At 54.9% G+C, this 15,713-nt stretch carries 14 protein-coding genes; 11 read left to right on the top strand and 3 right to left on the bottom strand.

Annotation, left to right across the window (positions count from 1 at the left end; all coding sequences use genetic code 11):
- Window positions 1-17 precede the first annotated feature (17 nt).
- The 4 genes from rng to tldD all read left to right on the top strand — a co-directional run bounded on the left by rng (window position 18) and on the right by tldD (window position 7,718).
- Window positions 18-1,487 (top strand): ribonuclease G, encoded by a 1,470-nt coding sequence (gene rng / locus AC2FCQ_RS10940; protein WP_209637080.1) that lies wholly within the window; start codon window positions 18-20, stop codon window positions 1,485-1,487.
- A gap of 105 nt (window positions 1,488-1,592) precedes the next feature.
- Window positions 1,593-5,408 (top strand): AsmA2 domain-containing protein YhdP, encoded by a 3,816-nt coding sequence (gene yhdP / locus AC2FCQ_RS10935; RefSeq protein ID WP_490307872.1) that lies wholly within the window; start codon window positions 1,593-1,595, stop codon window positions 5,406-5,408.
- Window positions 5,405-6,265 (top strand): deaminated glutathione amidase, encoded by an 861-nt coding sequence (nit1, locus tag AC2FCQ_RS10930; protein WP_209637090.1) that lies wholly within the window; start codon window positions 5,405-5,407, stop codon window positions 6,263-6,265. The genes yhdP and nit1 overlap by 4 nt, the downstream gene beginning before the upstream one ends.
- Window positions 6,266-6,272: 7 nt before the next feature.
- The gene (tldD, locus tag AC2FCQ_RS10925; protein ID WP_404760531.1) at window positions 6,273-7,718 is read left to right on the top strand and encodes a metalloprotease TldD; all 1,446 of its coding nucleotides are present in this window, start codon (window positions 6,273-6,275) and stop codon (window positions 7,716-7,718) included.
- Between the two features lie 74 nt (window positions 7,719-7,792).
- Here tldD and uriH read toward each other — a convergent pair whose 3' ends face one another.
- The gene (gene uriH, locus AC2FCQ_RS10920) at window positions 7,793-8,737 is read right to left on the bottom strand and encodes a uridine-preferring nucleoside hydrolase UriH (RefSeq protein WP_490307874.1); all 945 of its coding nucleotides are present in this window, start codon (window positions 8,735-8,737) and stop codon (window positions 7,793-7,795) included.
- Window positions 8,738-8,946: 209 nt separating this feature from the next.
- On the opposite strand from uriH, the gene AC2FCQ_RS10915 reads away from it, so the two are divergent.
- Both AC2FCQ_RS10915 and AC2FCQ_RS10910 read left to right on the top strand, forming a co-directional pair.
- On the top strand, window positions 8,947-9,234 hold the full coding sequence (locus AC2FCQ_RS10915; protein WP_265555884.1) for a zinc ribbon domain-containing protein: 288 nt from the start codon (window positions 8,947-8,949) through the stop codon (window positions 9,232-9,234).
- Complete coding sequence (locus AC2FCQ_RS10910; RefSeq protein ID WP_490307876.1) at window positions 9,231-9,608, top strand: hypothetical protein; 378 nt, start codon at window positions 9,231-9,233, stop codon at window positions 9,606-9,608. The genes AC2FCQ_RS10915 and AC2FCQ_RS10910 overlap by 4 nt, the downstream gene beginning before the upstream one ends.
- On the opposite strand, the gene aaeR is transcribed toward AC2FCQ_RS10910, so the two are convergent.
- Complete coding sequence (aaeR, locus tag AC2FCQ_RS10905) at window positions 9,571-10,482, bottom strand: HTH-type transcriptional activator AaeR (protein ID WP_037416253.1); 912 nt, start codon at window positions 10,480-10,482, stop codon at window positions 9,571-9,573. The genes AC2FCQ_RS10910 and aaeR overlap by 38 nt on opposite strands.
- 433 nt (window positions 10,483-10,915) lie before the next feature.
- On the opposite strand from aaeR, the gene aaeX reads away from it, so the two are divergent.
- From aaeX to AC2FCQ_RS10880, 5 genes are all read left to right on the top strand, one after another.
- A complete protein-coding gene (gene aaeX, locus AC2FCQ_RS10900; RefSeq protein WP_004936952.1) occupies window positions 10,916-11,119 on the top strand; it encodes a p-hydroxybenzoic acid efflux pump operon protein AaeX in 204 nt (67 codons plus the stop codon).
- Window positions 11,120-11,126: 7 nt separating this feature from the next.
- A complete protein-coding gene (gene aaeA, locus AC2FCQ_RS10895; RefSeq protein WP_209637101.1) occupies window positions 11,127-12,062 on the top strand; it encodes a p-hydroxybenzoic acid efflux pump subunit AaeA in 936 nt (311 codons plus the stop codon).
- Window positions 12,062-14,029 (top strand): p-hydroxybenzoic acid efflux pump subunit AaeB, encoded by a 1,968-nt coding sequence (gene aaeB / locus AC2FCQ_RS10890; RefSeq protein ID WP_209637103.1) that lies wholly within the window; start codon window positions 12,062-12,064, stop codon window positions 14,027-14,029. The genes aaeA and aaeB overlap by 1 nt, the downstream gene beginning before the upstream one ends.
- Window positions 14,030-14,273: 244 nt before the next feature.
- The gene (locus tag AC2FCQ_RS10885; protein ID WP_209637105.1) at window positions 14,274-14,723 is read left to right on the top strand and encodes a ribonuclease; all 450 of its coding nucleotides are present in this window, start codon (window positions 14,274-14,276) and stop codon (window positions 14,721-14,723) included.
- A gap of 5 nt (window positions 14,724-14,728) precedes the next feature.
- Window positions 14,729-15,028, top strand: a complete 300-nt coding sequence (locus AC2FCQ_RS10880) for a barstar family protein (RefSeq protein WP_209637107.1) — start codon at window positions 14,729-14,731, stop codon at window positions 15,026-15,028.
- Between the two features lie 29 nt (window positions 15,029-15,057).
- Here AC2FCQ_RS10880 and yjgA read toward each other — a convergent pair whose 3' ends face one another.
- Window positions 15,058-15,606 (bottom strand): ribosome biogenesis factor YjgA, encoded by a 549-nt coding sequence (gene yjgA / locus AC2FCQ_RS10875; protein ID WP_209637109.1) that lies wholly within the window; start codon window positions 15,604-15,606, stop codon window positions 15,058-15,060.
- Window positions 15,607-15,713 lie beyond the last annotated feature (107 nt).

Below are 15,713 nucleotides of genomic sequence, written 5' to 3'. Positions count from 1 at the left end.
GGTTCTGAGGAGAGGGCATGACAGCTGAGCTACTGGTTAATATCACACCGTCTGAAACGCGGGTTGCCTATATTGATGGCGGCATCCTGCAAGAGATCCACATCGAGCGCGAATCCAAGCGTGGCATCGTCGGCAATATTTATAAAGGGCGCGTAAGTCGCGTGTTGCCAGGCATGCAGGCAGCATTCGTCGATATCGGCCTGGACAAAGCGGCCTTCCTGCACGCCTCCGATATCATGCCACACACCGAGTGTGTTGCTGGTGATGAGCAGAAGAATTTCCACGTGCGGGATATTGCTGAGCTGGTGCGCCAGGGGCAGGATCTGATGGTGCAGGTAGTGAAAGATCCGCTGGGCACTAAAGGCGCACGCCTGACTACCGACATTACCTTGCCTTCGCGTTACCTGGTGTTTATGCCGGGTGCGGCGCACGTTGGTGTTTCCCAACGTATAGAAAGCGAAGCCGAGCGCGAGCGTTTGAAGAAAGCCGTTGCCGGCTATTGCGATGAGCTGGGTGGTTTTATCATCCGCACCGCGGCGGAAGGCATCGGTGAAGAAGAGCTGGCGCAGGACGCCGCCTTCCTTAAACGCCTGTGGACCAAGGTGATGGAGCGTAAAAAACGCAACCAGACCAAATACAAACTGTATGGCGAATTGGCGCTGGCGCAGCGCATTCTGCGTGATTTCGCGGGTGCAGCGCTGGATCGGATCCGCGTGGACTCCCGTCTGACTCACGATTTGTTGGTGGAGTTTACCGGTGAGTACATCCCGGATATCACTGCCAAACTGGAACTGTATACCGGTAGCCAGCCCATCTTTGATTTGTACGATGTCGAAAATGAGATACAGCGCGCGTTAGAGCGCAAGGTGGAACTGAAGTCCGGCGGTTATCTGATTATCGATCAGACCGAGGCGATGACCACCGTGGATATCAACACGGGCGCTTTTGTCGGCCATCGTAACCTCGACGAAACCATCTTCAATACCAATATCGAAGCGACGCAAGCTATTGCCCGCCAACTGCGGCTGCGCAATTTGGGCGGTATAATCATCATTGACTTCATTGACATGAACAATGACGAACACCGGCGTCGGGTACTACACTCGCTGGAGCTGGCGCTGAGTAAAGATCGGGTAAAAACCACGATTAACGGCTTCTCTCAGCTAGGCTTAGTTGAAATGACGCGTAAACGTACGCGTGAAAGCATTGAACATGTGCTGTGTCATGATTGTCCTACTTGTCATGGACGCGGCACATTGAAAACAGTGGAAACCGTGTGCTACGAAATTTTGCGCGAAATTGTGCGTGTGCACCATGCTTATGATTCCGATCGTTTCCTGGTATACGCGTCCGCGGCGGTGGGGGAAGCGCTGAAAAGCGAAGAGTCTCATGCGTTGGCGGAAGTAGAAATTTTTGTCGGCAAGCAGGTGAAGGTACAAATCGAACCCTTGTACAGTCAGGAACAGTTTGACGTTGTCATGATGTAGTCCGCCTGTGGGTAGCCAAGGTCCGGCATCGGTGGGGCTCAGCATGCTGAGCCCCACTGTGCATAGATATTCCCGTTGCCAGGCAGCGGAAGCAAGGAGAACTGCGTGAGGCGACTGCCTGGGATTTTGTTAGCTACAGGCGCCAGTCTGATTGTCGTCGTGGCGTTGCTGATCAGCGGATTACGTTTGGCACTGCCTGAGCTGAACAACTACCGCCCTCAAATACTGGCAAAGGTCGAAAGCCTTTCCGGTGTGCCTGTGCAGGTCGATTTCATGCAGGGGAGCTGGGAAACCTTCGGCCCACAGCTTGAAATGCGCAACGTGCGGGCCACGTTGCCTAAAAGTAACCTGCATATTGAACGTGTTACGCTGGCGCTAGACGTGTGGCAGTCATTGCTGCATTGGCGCTGGCAATTTCGCGATCTCACCTTTTACCAACTCCAGTTTGATTTGAACACCACATTGGGGGGGGACGCGCATCAGGGTAGCACCATCGAACCGGGGAAGATTACCGATCTGCTGCTGCATCAATTAGATCATTTCGACCTACGTGACAGCCGTCTCTCATTCCTGACGCCCGCCGGTGCCCGTGCCGAATTCGAAGTCCCGCAGCTTACCTGGCTTAACAGCCGCGATCGCCACCGTGCCGAAGGGCAGATCAGCCTGTCGACGCTGAACGGACAGCACGGCGTGGTGCAGTTACGTATGGACCTGCGTGACAATCAGGGGTTATTGAATACCGGCACGGTTTATATGCAGGCCGATAATATCGACATGAAGCCTTGGTTTACTCGTTGGTTGCGTGCCAATACCGGTCTGGAAAGCGCCGACTTTAGCCTGGCTGCCTGGCTACAGATCCAGAACGGCGAAATCGCCGGCGGTAATGCATTGCTGAAGCAAGGCGCGGCCAATTGGAGCGTGGGCGATCAGCAACACCGATTGGACGTGGACAACCTGGCGTTAACGCTCAGCCGCCAGGGCACGGGCTGGCAGGTGGATGCGCCACAGCTTAATTTGGCCACAGACGGTCAGGCTTGGCCGCAGGGCCGGCTTTCCACGTTGTGGCTCCCGGAAAACACCGAGTTTATGGGGCCGGGGCAGACTGAAGAACTGCGGGTACGTGCCACTAATATTCAGCTAGAACGGCTGGCGGCGCTGCTGCCGACTTTCTCTTTCCTGAGTCCGGACGTGCTGGAACGCTGGAATGACCTGCAACCACAAGGCAAGCTAAACGCGCTGGCGTTAGATATCCCGCTGAAGCAGCCGGAAAAAACACGTTTCCAGGCCCGCTGGCAGGATGTCAGTTGGCAGCACTGGAAATTGCTGCCAGGGGTGAACCACTTTTCCGGCGCCCTGAGCGGTGGCGTAGAAAATGGCCGCCTGCAGCTTGGTCTCACCGACAGTACCTTGCCGTACGGTGATATGTTCCGTGCGCCATTGGAAGTGAGCAGCGCCACGGGGGCGCTGACCTGGCAGTACAATGACCAGGGGTGGACGCTGGCGAGCAAGGATTTGAATGTGAAAGCCAAATCACTGTGGGTAAAAGGTGATTTCCGCTATCAGCAGCCGGCAAAAGGGGACCCGTGGCTGAATATTCTGGCCGGTATCCGTTTGTATGACGGCGCAGACGCTTGGCGTTACTTCCCTGAACCCTTGATGGGCAAGCATTTGGTCGATTACCTCAGTGGTGCCATCCAGGGCGGGCAGGTGGATAACGCCACCTTGATCTACAACGGCGATCCACAGCATTTCCCGTACCGCAAAAACGAAGGCCAGTTTGAGGTGTTTGTCCCGCTACGCCATTCAACCTTCCAGTTCCAGCCGGATTGGCCGGCGCTGACCGATCTGGCTATCGATCTCGACTTTGCCAACGAAGGGTTGTGGATGAATGCGCCGCAGACTAAGTTGGGCAACGTCGACGGTAAGAATGTCACCGCAATTATTCCGGATTATCTGAAAGAACGCCTGTTCGTTGATGCCGATGTGGCGGGCCAGGGTGCGGAGATCCATAACTATTTCAAACAGACACCGCTGCATGATTCACTGGGTGCCGCGCTGGATGAGCTGCAAATTGGCGGCAATGTCAGTGGGCGCTTACATCTTGATATTCCCTTGAACGGCGAGCTGGTCCGTGCCACAGGAGAGGTTGCACTGAACAACAACTCACTGTTGGTCAAGCCGATCGAGAGTGAACTGCAAAAGGTCAGCGGCAAGTTCCGTTTTGATAACGGTAACCTGAGCAGTGATACTTTGTCCGCCAACTGGTTCGGGCAGCCGGTTGCAGTAAACTTCAACACACAGGAAGGTAAAAGCGACTACAAGGTCAATGTGGGTCTGAATGCCGACTGGCAGCCGGGTAAATTCCCAGGCATTCCAAAGGAAGTGGCCGACACGCTGAGTGGCAGCGCGCCCTGGAAGGGCCAGGTTGCTATCGTCTTGCCTCATCAGGGGGCGGCCAGCTATGACATTGGCGTAGAGGCGGACCTTAAAAAAGTAAGTAGTCACTTACCTTCTCCGTTGGATAAACCGGCGGGTGAGCCATTACCATTAAGCGTAAAAGTGAAAGGCGGCTTGAATGGATTCATGCTGACCGGCAGCGCGGGTAAACAGAACCATTTTAATAGCGAGTGGACCTTTGCCAAAAAGCAGGTGACGTTGGCACGTGCCGCATGGCAAACAGCAGGCAGCGGAACTCCGCCACTGCCCGCGGGAAAATCGCTGACGCTTAACTTACCGGCGTTGGACGGTGAGAAATGGTTGGGGTTAATGGCTCCGGCCCTGAAACAGGGTGGCAGTTCAGGCCAGGTAGGCGGTTTCAACTTCCCGACCACCGTGGCGCTGAAAACACCACAATTGCTGTTGGGGGGTCAGGCTTGGCACAAGCTGACGCTTTCTGCCGAGAAACAGCTGGGGGGGACGCTGATCAGCGCCAAGAGCGATGAAGTTGATGGTAGCCTGCGGGTAACTGAACGCGGGCCATGGCGCGCTGACATAAATTATCTCTATTACAATCCGCAGTTTGATGCTGCAAAGGGCACTTCGACTGCGGCAACGAACCCATTGGCGACGGTGGATAAAGTGTCTTTCCGGGACTGGCCTTCGCTGATGTTGCGCTGCAAGTCGTGCTGGGTCATGGGGCAAAATCTTGGCAAGGTCGAGGCGGATCTGGCCAATCAGGGCGATACTCTCCTGCTTACGCATGGTTTGATCGATACCGGTAAAGGGCGTATGACCGCCAGCGGCCTGTGGAAGCAAAATGCGCAGGAAGAGCGCAGCTCATTGAAAGGCAAATTGCTGGGCGGCAAGATTGACGAAACCACCTCTTTCTTTGGGATAACTACCCCACTGAAAGGCTCGCCTTATGACATCGATTTTGATCTGTATTGGCATGGGCAGCCGTGGAAGCCACAGATGAATACGCTCAGCGGCGCGTTGAAGGTCAACATGGGCAAGGGTGAGATCGAGAGTATGGGCGGTGGACGCGCTGGGCAACTCTTGCGTTTGGTGAGCTTCGATGCCTTGCTACGTAAGCTACAGTTCGATTTCAGTGATACCTTTGGTAAAGGCTTCTACTTTGATTCCATCCGCAGCACGGCATGGCTGAAAGATGGCATAATGCATACCGATAACCTGTTGGTTGACGGACTGGCGGCGGATATCGCCATGAGTGGGCAGATTGATCTGGCACGCCGACGGATTGATATGGAAGCGGTAGTCGCGCCGGCCATTTCGGCCACCGTTGGCGTCGCTACGGCTTTCGTAATTAACCCGATTGTCGGTGCGGCGGTGTTTGCCGCATCTCAGGTGCTGGGGCCGCTGTGGAGCAAGATTTCATTGATTCGCTACCATATCAGCGGCGATCTGGATCAGCCTAAGATCAACGAGGTTCTGCGTAAGCCAAAGGAGGATAAGGCGCCATGAGAAATGCTAACGTTGCGTTGTTACAGTTGTGCAGTGGCGATAAGGTACGTGACAACCTGGCTCAGATTGAACAGCAGATTAAGCAACTCAATGCCGGGGTGAAGCTGGTCATGACGCCAGAGAACGCGTTGTTGTTCGCCAACTCTGCCGCTTATCGTGAGCATGCAGAGCATCAGGGTGACGGGCCGTTGCAGAATGCGGTGCGCGAGATGGCGCGGCGTTATGGCGTCTGGTTGCTGGTCGGTTCCATGCCGTTGATCAGCCGCGAGAACCCCGCGTTTATCACTACCAGCAGCCTGTTGTTTGATGACCAGGGTGAAATTCGTGCTCGTTACGACAAACTGCATATGTTTGACGTGGACATCAAGGATACTCATGGCCACTATCGGGAATCAGACACTTACCAACATGGCCAACAGCTAACGGTCGTCGATACCCCGGTCGGGCGTTTAGGGATGACCATATGCTACGATTTGCGCTTCCCTGAACTGTATCAGGCGTTGCGAGCCCAGGGCGCTGAACTGATTTCGGTTCCTGCTGCCTTTACCCGCGTGACGGGCGAAGCGCATTGGGAAATCCTGCTGCGCGCAAGAGCGATTGAAAACCAGTGTGTGATCCTGGCACCGGCACAGGTTGGCAGCCATGGGCCGACGCGTCGCACCTGGGGCCACTCGATGGCCGTAGACGGTTGGGGCAAAGTGCTGGCCGAAAACCCGGATGCCGTATCGGCATTGAAGGTGCGGGTCGACATTACCGGGCTCAAAACCATTCGCGAACAGATGCCGGTATTGCAACACAACAGATTCCAGACGTCGCTAACCGCGCCGTTTGAAAAAAACTCCTCCATTAAAGAGTAAAAAAATTATGAGCCTGACGTTTGTCAGTGAGCAGTTACTTGCTGCCAATAAGCTGAGCCACCAGGACCTGTTTTCCGTCTTGGGGCAACTGGCCGAACGCCGCCTCGACTATGCCGACCTCTATTTCCAGTCCAGCTACCACGAAGCCTGGGTAATTGAAGACGGCATTATCAAGGATGGCTCTTACAATATTGATCAAGGGGTCGGGGTACGCGCCGTCAGCGGCGAGAAAACCGGCTTTGCCTATGCCGATCAAATTACCCTGAACGCATTACAGCAAAGTGCTCAGGCAGCGCGCAGCATCGTACGTGACGCAGGTAACGGCAAGGTGCATACCTTGGGCGAAATCAGTCATAACGTCCTGTATCCACTGCTCGATCCGCTGCAAAGCCTGCCGCGTGAAGAGAAAATTGCCCTGCTGCATCGCGTCGACAAGGTCGCCCGTGCTACCGACAAACGGGTACAGGAAGTGAGCGCCAGCATTACCGGCGTGTACGAGCAGATCCTGGTTGCGGCAACCGACGGGACGCTGGCGGCGGATGTTCGCCCATTAGTCCGTTTATCTGTCAGCGTGCTGGTGGAAGAAGACGGTAAGCGTGAACGCGGTTCCAGTGGCGGCGGCGGCCGTTTCGGTTACGACTATTTCCTGGAGATGGCCGAGGGCGAAGTCCGCGCTGATGCTTACGCCAAAGAGGCGGTGCGCATGGCGTTGATTAACCTTTCTGCCGTAGCGGCGCCAGCCGGCAATATGCCGGTGGTGTTGGGTGCTGGCTGGCCGGGCGTGTTGCTGCATGAAGCGGTAGGTCACGGCCTGGAAGGTGACTTCAACCGCCGCGGTACGTCGGTGTTCAGCGGTCAGATGGGGCAGTTGGTGGCTTCTGAACTTTGTACGGTAGTGGATGATGGTACGCTGCAAGGTCGCCGAGGTTCTCTGGCGATCGATGACGAAGGCGTGCCGGGCCAGTACAACGTGCTGATCGAGAACGGCATCCTGAAAGGCTACATGCAGGACAAACTTAACGCTCGCTTGATGGGCGTTGCGCCGACGGGCAACGGTCGTCGTGAGTCTTACGCGCATCTGCCAATGCCGCGCATGACCAACACCTATATGTTGGCGGGCAAGTCCACGCCGGAAGAGATCATCGCCAGCGTTGAATACGGCCTGTATGCGCCTAACTTTGGCGGCGGCCAGGTAGATATCACCTCTGGCAAATTTGTGTTCTCCACCACCGAGGCCTATTTGATCGAAAAAGGCCGCATTACCAAACCGGTGAAGGGGGCGACGTTGATTGGCTCGGGGATTGAGGCGATGCAGCAGATATCGATGGTCGGCAACGATCTGGCGCTGGATAAAGGCGTGGGCGTTTGCGGCAAAGAAGGGCAAAGCCTGCCAGTGGGTGTCGGTCAACCGACCCTGAAGCTGGATACCCTGACCGTTGGTGGTACCGCGTAATTTTTTTTCCAGGGGCCGATTTACGGCCCCTGTCAGCTTTCGTTTTGCGGCTCGCGTTGTATTTAAGCCCTGGTTTAAACCTTCACTTCCCCAATCCTTTCCAATGCGTCCACCACCAAATCCCAGAATTTTTCCTGATCCAGCGTCACGGCTACCTGAGTATGGCAATCAGGCGGCGGCGGGGCGCGGAAGTCGGCCACCGTCATACCCAGCGTCAGGGTACCGGTTAACTCAATATCTACCGGCACTTTACACACCGTCATGACTTCAGGATCGATGACATAGGCCACCGCGCAAGGATCGTGTACCGGTGGGGCGCTAAAGCCCTGCGCTTGTTGATACATCTCACCAAAGAACTCGAGCAGCTCGCCAACAAACCTGGCTGGCCCTGTGTGGATGGCGGCGATGCGTGCGCACACCTCCGGCGTGGCAAGCGCCTGGTGGGTCAGATCCAGCCCAACCATCGTCAGCGGCCATTTTTCATTGAACACGATGTGCGCGGCTTCCGGATCAATCTTGATATTAAATTCTGCCACCGCGCTCCAGTTGCCCACGTGGTAGCCACCGCCCATCAACACCACTTCTTTAACACGTTCCGCAATACGGGGTTCTTTACGCACCGCCATGGCGATATTGGTCAGACCGCCGGTCGGGACAAGCGTCACACTGCCTGGCGGGTGGGCCATGATGGTATTGATGATCAGATCGACTGCATGGCAGGGTTCCAGTGCCAATGTTGGCACTGGCAACACGGGGCCATCCAGGCCGGACTCGCCATGGATATCGGGTGCGACTTCGATCTGGCGCACTAGCGGGCGCGGACAGCCGGCGGCAAAGGGGACACCGGTAATATTGGCGATGCGCGCGACGGCCAGCGCATTACGGGTGACCTTATTCAGTGTTTGATTACCTACCACGGTGGTCACAGCCAACAGATCAATCTGCGGGTTACCCCAGGCCAGCAGCATGGCGATCGCATCGTCATGCCCCGGATCGCAGTCCAGTATGATTTTTTTCATTTTTATTCCTGATGCAGGGAGAGGTTCCCGCAGCATAGCGCACCGACGGCAGGCCAGGTAATGACCGATAATGCTTTTTGTTAACTACATCAAAGCGTTGCTGATTCAGTGATGTAATTAAACGTAAATCCGCCTTCATTGCTCTTTACCCTGGAGTTTACTCCAGGGTTTAAGGTGAAACCTGGCGTAACGCAGAGAGGAGAAGCGTGATGAGCATGTTGAAAAGGCTCTTGGGGCAAGGTGGTTTCGGTGGCAGTCATCAAGGTTCTGGCCATGGGCGTGGGCATCATGGCAACCGTTATAATCAGTATGGCGATCAGGGGCCGCAATGCCTGCAATGTCAGGCGCCTAACAAGCCCGGTGCGCGCTATTGCCACCGTTGCGGGCAGCCTTTTGAAACGCCCGCAGCACAATGCAGCGGGTGTTCCGCACCTCTGCCGGCAGGCAGCCGTTTTTGCCAGCAATGTGGCAAGGCGGCTAGCGGAGGGCAGCCATGACGAAACGCGGAGGGAGTGCCATAGTGCTGTTGGTTGCCATGGCGTTATGGACGCTGTTGGCGTGGGGGGCTTCCGGTATCTTGGGCTGGCTGCCTGCACTGACGGGGCTGGCGCAGAGCGGGGCGGCCCAGTTAACGCCACCGTTTACCGGTTTGCTCAGCCTGGTACCGCAGACGCTGTTGGATACCGGGTTGCCCTTGTTGCAGCAGCTGGCGAGCGGGTTGGCAGGTTCTTTCCCGCGCCTGCTCACCTGGGCGGGATATGCCGTCTGGTTAATCTGGGGTCTGGGCATGCTGGTATTACTGGTACTGGGTACCTGGGCTCGTCGTGTTCTGCTCAACGATAGCCCTGATAGACCTCACCCACGCGCTTAAAGTAGTCGGTCAGGTAGTTGATGCACACCTGTACTTTGAGCGGCAGCTTATCTTTCTCGGTGTACACGGCGTACACCGGGCGAGGATCCGAATGATAACTTTTGAAAAGGATCTCGATCTCGCCGCGTTTGATCTCTTCGATCACCCACATCAGCGGTGCATAGGCAATGCCTGCCCCGGCTTTTAACCAGCGGATCATGGTCTGTGAATCATTGGTGACGAAACGCCCCTGCGGTGCAATACGTGTACTGATGCCTTCCGGTGCGATCAGTTCGAATTCACTATCCGGCCGCACGCTGTATTCCAACCAGGAAAAATTGACCATATCGCTCGGTTTTTGTGGTGTACCGTACTGGCTGAGATAGCTTTTGGCGGCACACACCACCATTGGCATTGAACCCAGTCGTTTGGAAAACAAGCTAGAGTCCTGCAGCGCACCCGTGCGAATCACCACGTCCAATCCATCAGCGATCAAATCCGGTGCCGGAATGCCGGTCACCAGGTTCACGGTCAGACCGGGATACTCTTTCAGCATATCGGCGGTCATGGTAGCCAACACGTTTTGCGCCATGGTGGATGAGCTGCCAATTCGTAGCGTGCCGGTCGGCGTATTGTTAAAGGCGTACAGCTGTTCGTGCACTTCGCTGACTTCCAGCAACATGCGACGACACCCCTGATAGTAAATTTTTCCGGCTTCCGTCAGGCCAATACTGCGCGTGCTGCGATTAAGCAGCTTAACCTGTAGCTCATTTTCCAGTTTGGAGACGGTCTGGCTGATAGATGAAACGCTCATATCAAGCTGACGTGCAGCCGCCGTAAACGACCCGCATTCAACCACTTTGGCGAATACTGACATCCGTTTTAGTCTTTCCATTATTCACTCTGGCTTAAAAGTGATTTAGATCACAGATTGTTGATGAGTTGATAGTAAGCAAGCTAATATAACGTAGTCGGGTGGAAAGACCTTACCAACGCGTGAGTGTGATCGGCAGCGTCATTGGGGCCGAACCCTCAGGTATCCTCGCAATTCCTATCGCGGATGTACGTTCCAGAGTTTACTCTTTTTTCAGGTTCCTGACCTGTCTGGGCCGGAATTTGTGGTGCGCGCACGCTAAAATGTAAAGAGAATGTGAATGGGAATATACCCTATAGCTTTCAAGTTGCAGCCAGGTGCCCAACTTGCTCATCCTCAGGCACTTACTTTAGTAAGTCACTGGGGTGATAGCGTGCAGGTAACAACGCTGCAACTTGAAAGATGACGGGTATAAAGGTTAATGCCCGGTGCAGTGAGTAATAAGGAAAAATTGATGAGTTTGCTTCCGGTTATGGTCATTTTCGGACTGTCGTTTCCCCCGGTCTTTTTTGAGTTGCTGGTTTCGCTAGCGCTGTTTTTTTTGCTGCGCCGGTTGCTGCAGCCCACCGGGATTTACGATTTTGTCTGGCATCCAGCGTTGTTTAATACCGCGCTGTATTGCTGTTTGTTCTATCTGATTTCATGTCTTTTCGTTTGAGGTCGCTGTGAAAAATTTTTCAATAAAAATAGCCCGAATCGCGATCACACTGATCCTGGTCCTGCTGGGGATAATCGCCATCTTCAAAGCGTGGGTGTTCTACACCGAGTCTCCCTGGACGCGAGACGCCAAGTTTACTGCTGACGTGGTCGCGATAGCCCCAGATGTCAGCGGTCTGCTCACCGACGTGCCTTTGGTAGATAACCAACTGGTGAAGAAAGGGCAGGTGCTGTTGGTGATCGATCAGCCGCGTTATCAGCAGGCATTGGCGCAAGCCAGCGCCGATGTTGCCTATTACCAGACGTTGGCAGCGGAAAAAAGACGTGAGGCTGGCCGCCGCGTACGTTTAGGTGTGCAGGCGATGTCGCAAGAAGAGATAGACCAGGCGAATAACGTACTGCAGACGGTCGAGCATCAGTTAGCCAAGGCCGTCGCGACACGCGAACTGGCGCAGTTGGATCTGGAACGTACCACGGTACGTGCACCGGCTGACGGTTGGATCACCAACCTGAACGTACACGCAGGCGAATACATTACACGTGGCTCGGTTGCTGTGGCGTTGGTGAAGAAAAACAGTTTCTACATTCTGGCCTATCTGGAAGAAACCAAGCTCAATGGCCTGAATAAAGGCGACCGTGCAGAAATTACCCCGTTGGGCAGTAACCGGATTATGCACGGTACTGTCGATAGCGTGGCCGCTGCCGTCAACAACAGCAGCAGCACTATGAACAGCAAAGGCTTGGCGTCGATCGACAGCAACCTTGAATGGGTGCGTCTGGCGCAGCGCGTACCGGTGAAAATTCTGTTGGACGACAAAGACCAGTTACATCCTTATCCGGCTGGGACCACCGCCACGGTGGTGATCACCGGTAAGAACGATCGCGCTGTCGATAGCGGCTCGCCTTTTGTGCGTTTGATGCATCGGCTGCGTGAGTTCGGTTAATGAATAACCCAACCTTTATCCGGCTGAGATTTGCCTTCAAGCTCAGCTTTGCGATTGTGTTTGCGCTGTTTGTCGGTTTCCATCTCAACCTGGAAACCCCGCGCTGGTCGGCGATGACGGCCGCCATCGTGGCTGCCGGCCCGGCCTTTGCGGCGGGCGGCGAACCCTTCTCCGGCGCGATTCGTCATCGCGGTTGGTTGCGCATTATCGGTACCTTCATCGGTTGCTTTGTCGGCCTGGTGATTATCGTCACGACAGCGCGTGCGCCGGTGGTGATGCTATTGCTGTGCTGTATCTGGGCTGGTTTCTGTACCTGGCTGTCTTCGCTGATTAAAGTCGAAAACTCCTATGCCTGGGGGTTGGCGGGCTACACGGCGTTGATCATCATTGTGACCGTCGCCAGCAGTGAATCCCATCTGTTAGAAGCGCCGCAGTTTGCCATTGAGCGCTGTAGCGAGATCGTGCTGGGGATCGTCAGCGCTGTACTGGCGGATCTCCTGTTTTCACCGCGTTCAATCAAGCAGGACATCGATCGCGCGGTGGATCAACTGTTGGTGGATCAGTACCGATTGATGCAGATGTGTATTAGCAACGGCGAGAAAGAAGACATTGACCGCGCCTGGAGCAACCTGGTGAAAAGCACCACGGCGCTGAACGGTATGCGCAGCAATTTGATGATGGAGTCATCACGCTGGCAGAAGGTGAACCGCCGCGTTCTGGCGCTGCATACCTTGTCGCTGACGCTGATCACCCAGGCGTGTGAGACCTATTTAATCCTGCTGAACCACCCGGATGCGCTGAAAGAGAACATCCGCGAGTTATTGATGGTACCGGCGGAAACGCCGCAGGAAATCCATAAACGCATGAAGTTGCTACGGCAGGTGCTGACGACCAACCGTACCGACGAGACTTTAGTGACCATCACCAGTTGGGTTGGCGCAGCCACCCGCTATCTGCTGCTGGCCAAAGGTGTACACACCAACAGCAGCATTAGTGTGGTGGAGGAAGGGGTGTTAAGCAGTGAGGTTGTGGTCAAACCCACCTCGGCGGAAAGACACCACGCGATGATTAACGGCCTGCGCACCTTTGTGGCAACGGCGTTTGGTAGCTTATTGTGGCTATGGACTGGCTGGACGTCCGGCAGTGGTTTTATGGTGATCATCGCGGTGATCACTTCATTGGCAATGCGTACTCCCGCGCCGCGTATGGTGGCGATGGACTTTGTACTGGGTATGCTGGCGGCGATCCCGGTTGGTTCACTGTTCTTTATGGTGATCCTGCCCGCGACCCAGCAAAGTATTTTACTGCTGTGTCTCAGCCTGGGCCTGTTGGCCTTCTTCATCGGTATCGAAGTGCAGAAACGGCGGCTGGGATCGCTCGGCCTGTTAGCCGGGACCATCAACATACTGGTGCTGAGCAATCCGATGGAGTTCAACGTGACGCAGTTCCTCGACGGGGCGCTCGGTCAGTTTCTCGGCAGCTGCGTGGGGCTGATGGTGCTGTTACTGATTCGTGATAACTCACGTGAACGTACGGGGCGTACGTTGCTGAACCAGTTTGTCAGCAGCGCGGTATCGGCGTTGACCACCAAGGCGTCGCGTCGTCGACAAAACCATCTGCCGGCACTGTACCAACAACTCAATCAACTGCTGATGATGTTCCCGAACGATATCGCGAAGTACCGTCTGGCGCTCAACCTGATCATCGCTCACCAGCGTATGCAGCGAGCGGAGATCCCAGCCAGCGAGGAGCTTTCAGCATTCCATAAGCAGATCCGCAATACCGCCGACCATGTCGTTTCGGCTAAAAACGATGTGAAGCGTGCGTACTATTACGATCGGTTATTGGGCGAAATGAATGACTACCAGCAAAAGCTGGTGGATTATCAGGCACCACTTAGCGTCACTGGGCCAGTAAAACGTCTGGCTGACATGCTGCATCGCTATCGCCATGCGTTGATCGACTGACACGCCAAATGCCCCTGCGGGGGCTATACTTGCCAAAGAAGAGCCTGTTTCGGAGTTGCACTGAGTGCCAGACGCGCTGCAAAATGGCATGATTAGCATGGATGGGTGATGCAAGTGGTTCGGCGCGGTTTCCCCTGAAGCGAAAACGTTATATGCCAGTCATCTCTGCTTCATCCTTTTCATCTATAAATCCAACTAGCATGGGTGCTGATGCACCCCTGTCTGCCATAATTCAGGGACAGCAATGAATAAGCGGATCCTCGTGGCGATAGTCATCGCCGTTGTGTTGGCCGGTTTTAATGCACTGCGCGGCACCGATCGGGTGATTGCCAACGTGCCGGCGGTGGCCGAAGGTCAGAGTATTGACCAGCTGACGCAGCAGAAAAGGGTAGTGAGTTATCTGCAGCAGCATCAGCGGTTACCGGACTATTACATCACCAAGAAGCAGGCGCGGGAACAGGGGTGGGATGCACGCAACGGGAATTTGTGTTCGGTGTTGCCGGGTAAAGCCATTGGTGGCGACCGTTTCTCAAACCGTGAAGGGCAACTGCCTACCGCCCGCAGCCGGGTATGGCGCGAAGCGGATATCAATTATCAATGCGGCCGGCGCGGTGCCGATCGCTTACTGTATTCCAGCGACGGCCTGATTTTTGTCACGCGTGACCATTATAAAAACTTCATTCGGGTGGAGTGAGCTTGATGGCAAAAGTAGAGTTCGATTTTAATCAGATTAACGATTTACCGGCGTTCTACCGCGACTTTGCAGATAAGTTTGCGCTGGATGAGGCGTTTGGCGCCAATCTGGATGCGCTCTGGGACGTGGTAACCGCAGACATCAGCTTGCCGGTCGAGATTGAATTTACCCATCTCAATGCCCGCAGCAAACGTCGTTTTGGCGCGATTATCCTGCTGTTTGAAGAAGCGGAAGAAGAACTGGAAGGCAGTTTGCGTTTCAATATTCGTGAAAGCAGCGGTGAACCTGCACATCACCGGGGATGAACTGGGTTCATCCCCGGTGACGGCGGCGATCATTCGGCTGTCTCGGCCAAATCGCGCAGGTACTGGAATATTTGACGGTAAGCTTTCGGCGGCTTGTTAGCGGCTTTCTCTTTCTGCGCGTTACGCACCAGTGAACGCAACTGTTGGCGATCGGCCTCTGGATACAGCGCCAGGATAGGTGGGATCGCATCATCGCCTTCTTCTACCAGGCGGTCGCGCAGTACTTCCAGCTTATGGAACAGCGAAACCTGCTGGTTATGGCGGTTCTTCAGCTTGTCGAGCGCGGTCTGGATTGGCTCTACATCGCGGGCACGCAGCATCTTGCCAATCAGTTGCAGCTGACGGCGGCGGCCTTCTTTCTTGATCTTCTGCGCCAGTTCAATCGCCGTGCGTAAATCTTCGTCCAGTGGGATGCGGTCCAGCGCATTTTTACCCAGTTCGACCAGTTCTACACCCAGGTCTTTCAGCGCTTCGGCATCACGTTTAATTTCACTTTTACTGACCCAGATAATCTCGTCATCTTCCTCGTCAATGTTCTCCGGGACATCGTCGAGCCAGTCTTCAGGCTGTTTGTTCATAGTAGGCTCCGTTAAAAAGAGGCTAATCCTAACAGGTTGCCGGCTTTATGCGAAATTCCGCGCGGTTCCTGTTAGACTCAAAAGTATAAATCACATGATTTTTGCGC

The organism is Serratia sp. CoH_134_PS_4, assembly GCF_058190535.1.
The sequence above is the reverse complement of the archived record's forward strand: the minus strand, read 5'-3'. Positions and strand labels throughout refer to the sequence as shown.

Coding starts and splice junctions, on each gene's coding strand:
- aaeR (WP_037416253.1), bottom strand. CDS start 10,482: ATGGAAAGACTAAAACGGATGTCAGTATTCGCCAAAGTGGTTGAATGC.
- uriH (WP_490307874.1), bottom strand. CDS start 8,737: ATGAAAAAAATCATACTGGACTGCGATCCGGGGCATGACGATGCGATC.
- tldD (WP_404760531.1), top strand. CDS start 6,273: ATGAGCCTGACGTTTGTCAGTGAGCAGTTACTTGCTGCCAATAAGCTG.
- nit1 (WP_209637090.1), top strand. CDS start 5,405: ATGAGAAATGCTAACGTTGCGTTGTTACAGTTGTGCAGTGGCGATAAG.
- aaeB (WP_209637103.1), top strand. CDS start 12,062: ATGAATAACCCAACCTTTATCCGGCTGAGATTTGCCTTCAAGCTCAGC.
- AC2FCQ_RS10880 (WP_209637107.1), top strand. CDS start 14,729: ATGGCAAAAGTAGAGTTCGATTTTAATCAGATTAACGATTTACCGGCG.
- aaeX (WP_004936952.1), top strand. CDS start 10,916: ATGAGTTTGCTTCCGGTTATGGTCATTTTCGGACTGTCGTTTCCCCCG.
- AC2FCQ_RS10915 (WP_265555884.1), top strand. CDS start 8,947: ATGAGCATGTTGAAAAGGCTCTTGGGGCAAGGTGGTTTCGGTGGCAGT.
- AC2FCQ_RS10910 (WP_490307876.1), top strand. CDS start 9,231: ATGACGAAACGCGGAGGGAGTGCCATAGTGCTGTTGGTTGCCATGGCG.
- rng (WP_209637080.1), top strand. CDS start 18: ATGACAGCTGAGCTACTGGTTAATATCACACCGTCTGAAACGCGGGTT.
- AC2FCQ_RS10885 (WP_209637105.1), top strand. CDS start 14,274: ATGAATAAGCGGATCCTCGTGGCGATAGTCATCGCCGTTGTGTTGGCC.
- yjgA (WP_209637109.1), bottom strand. CDS start 15,606: ATGAACAAACAGCCTGAAGACTGGCTCGACGATGTCCCGGAGAACATT.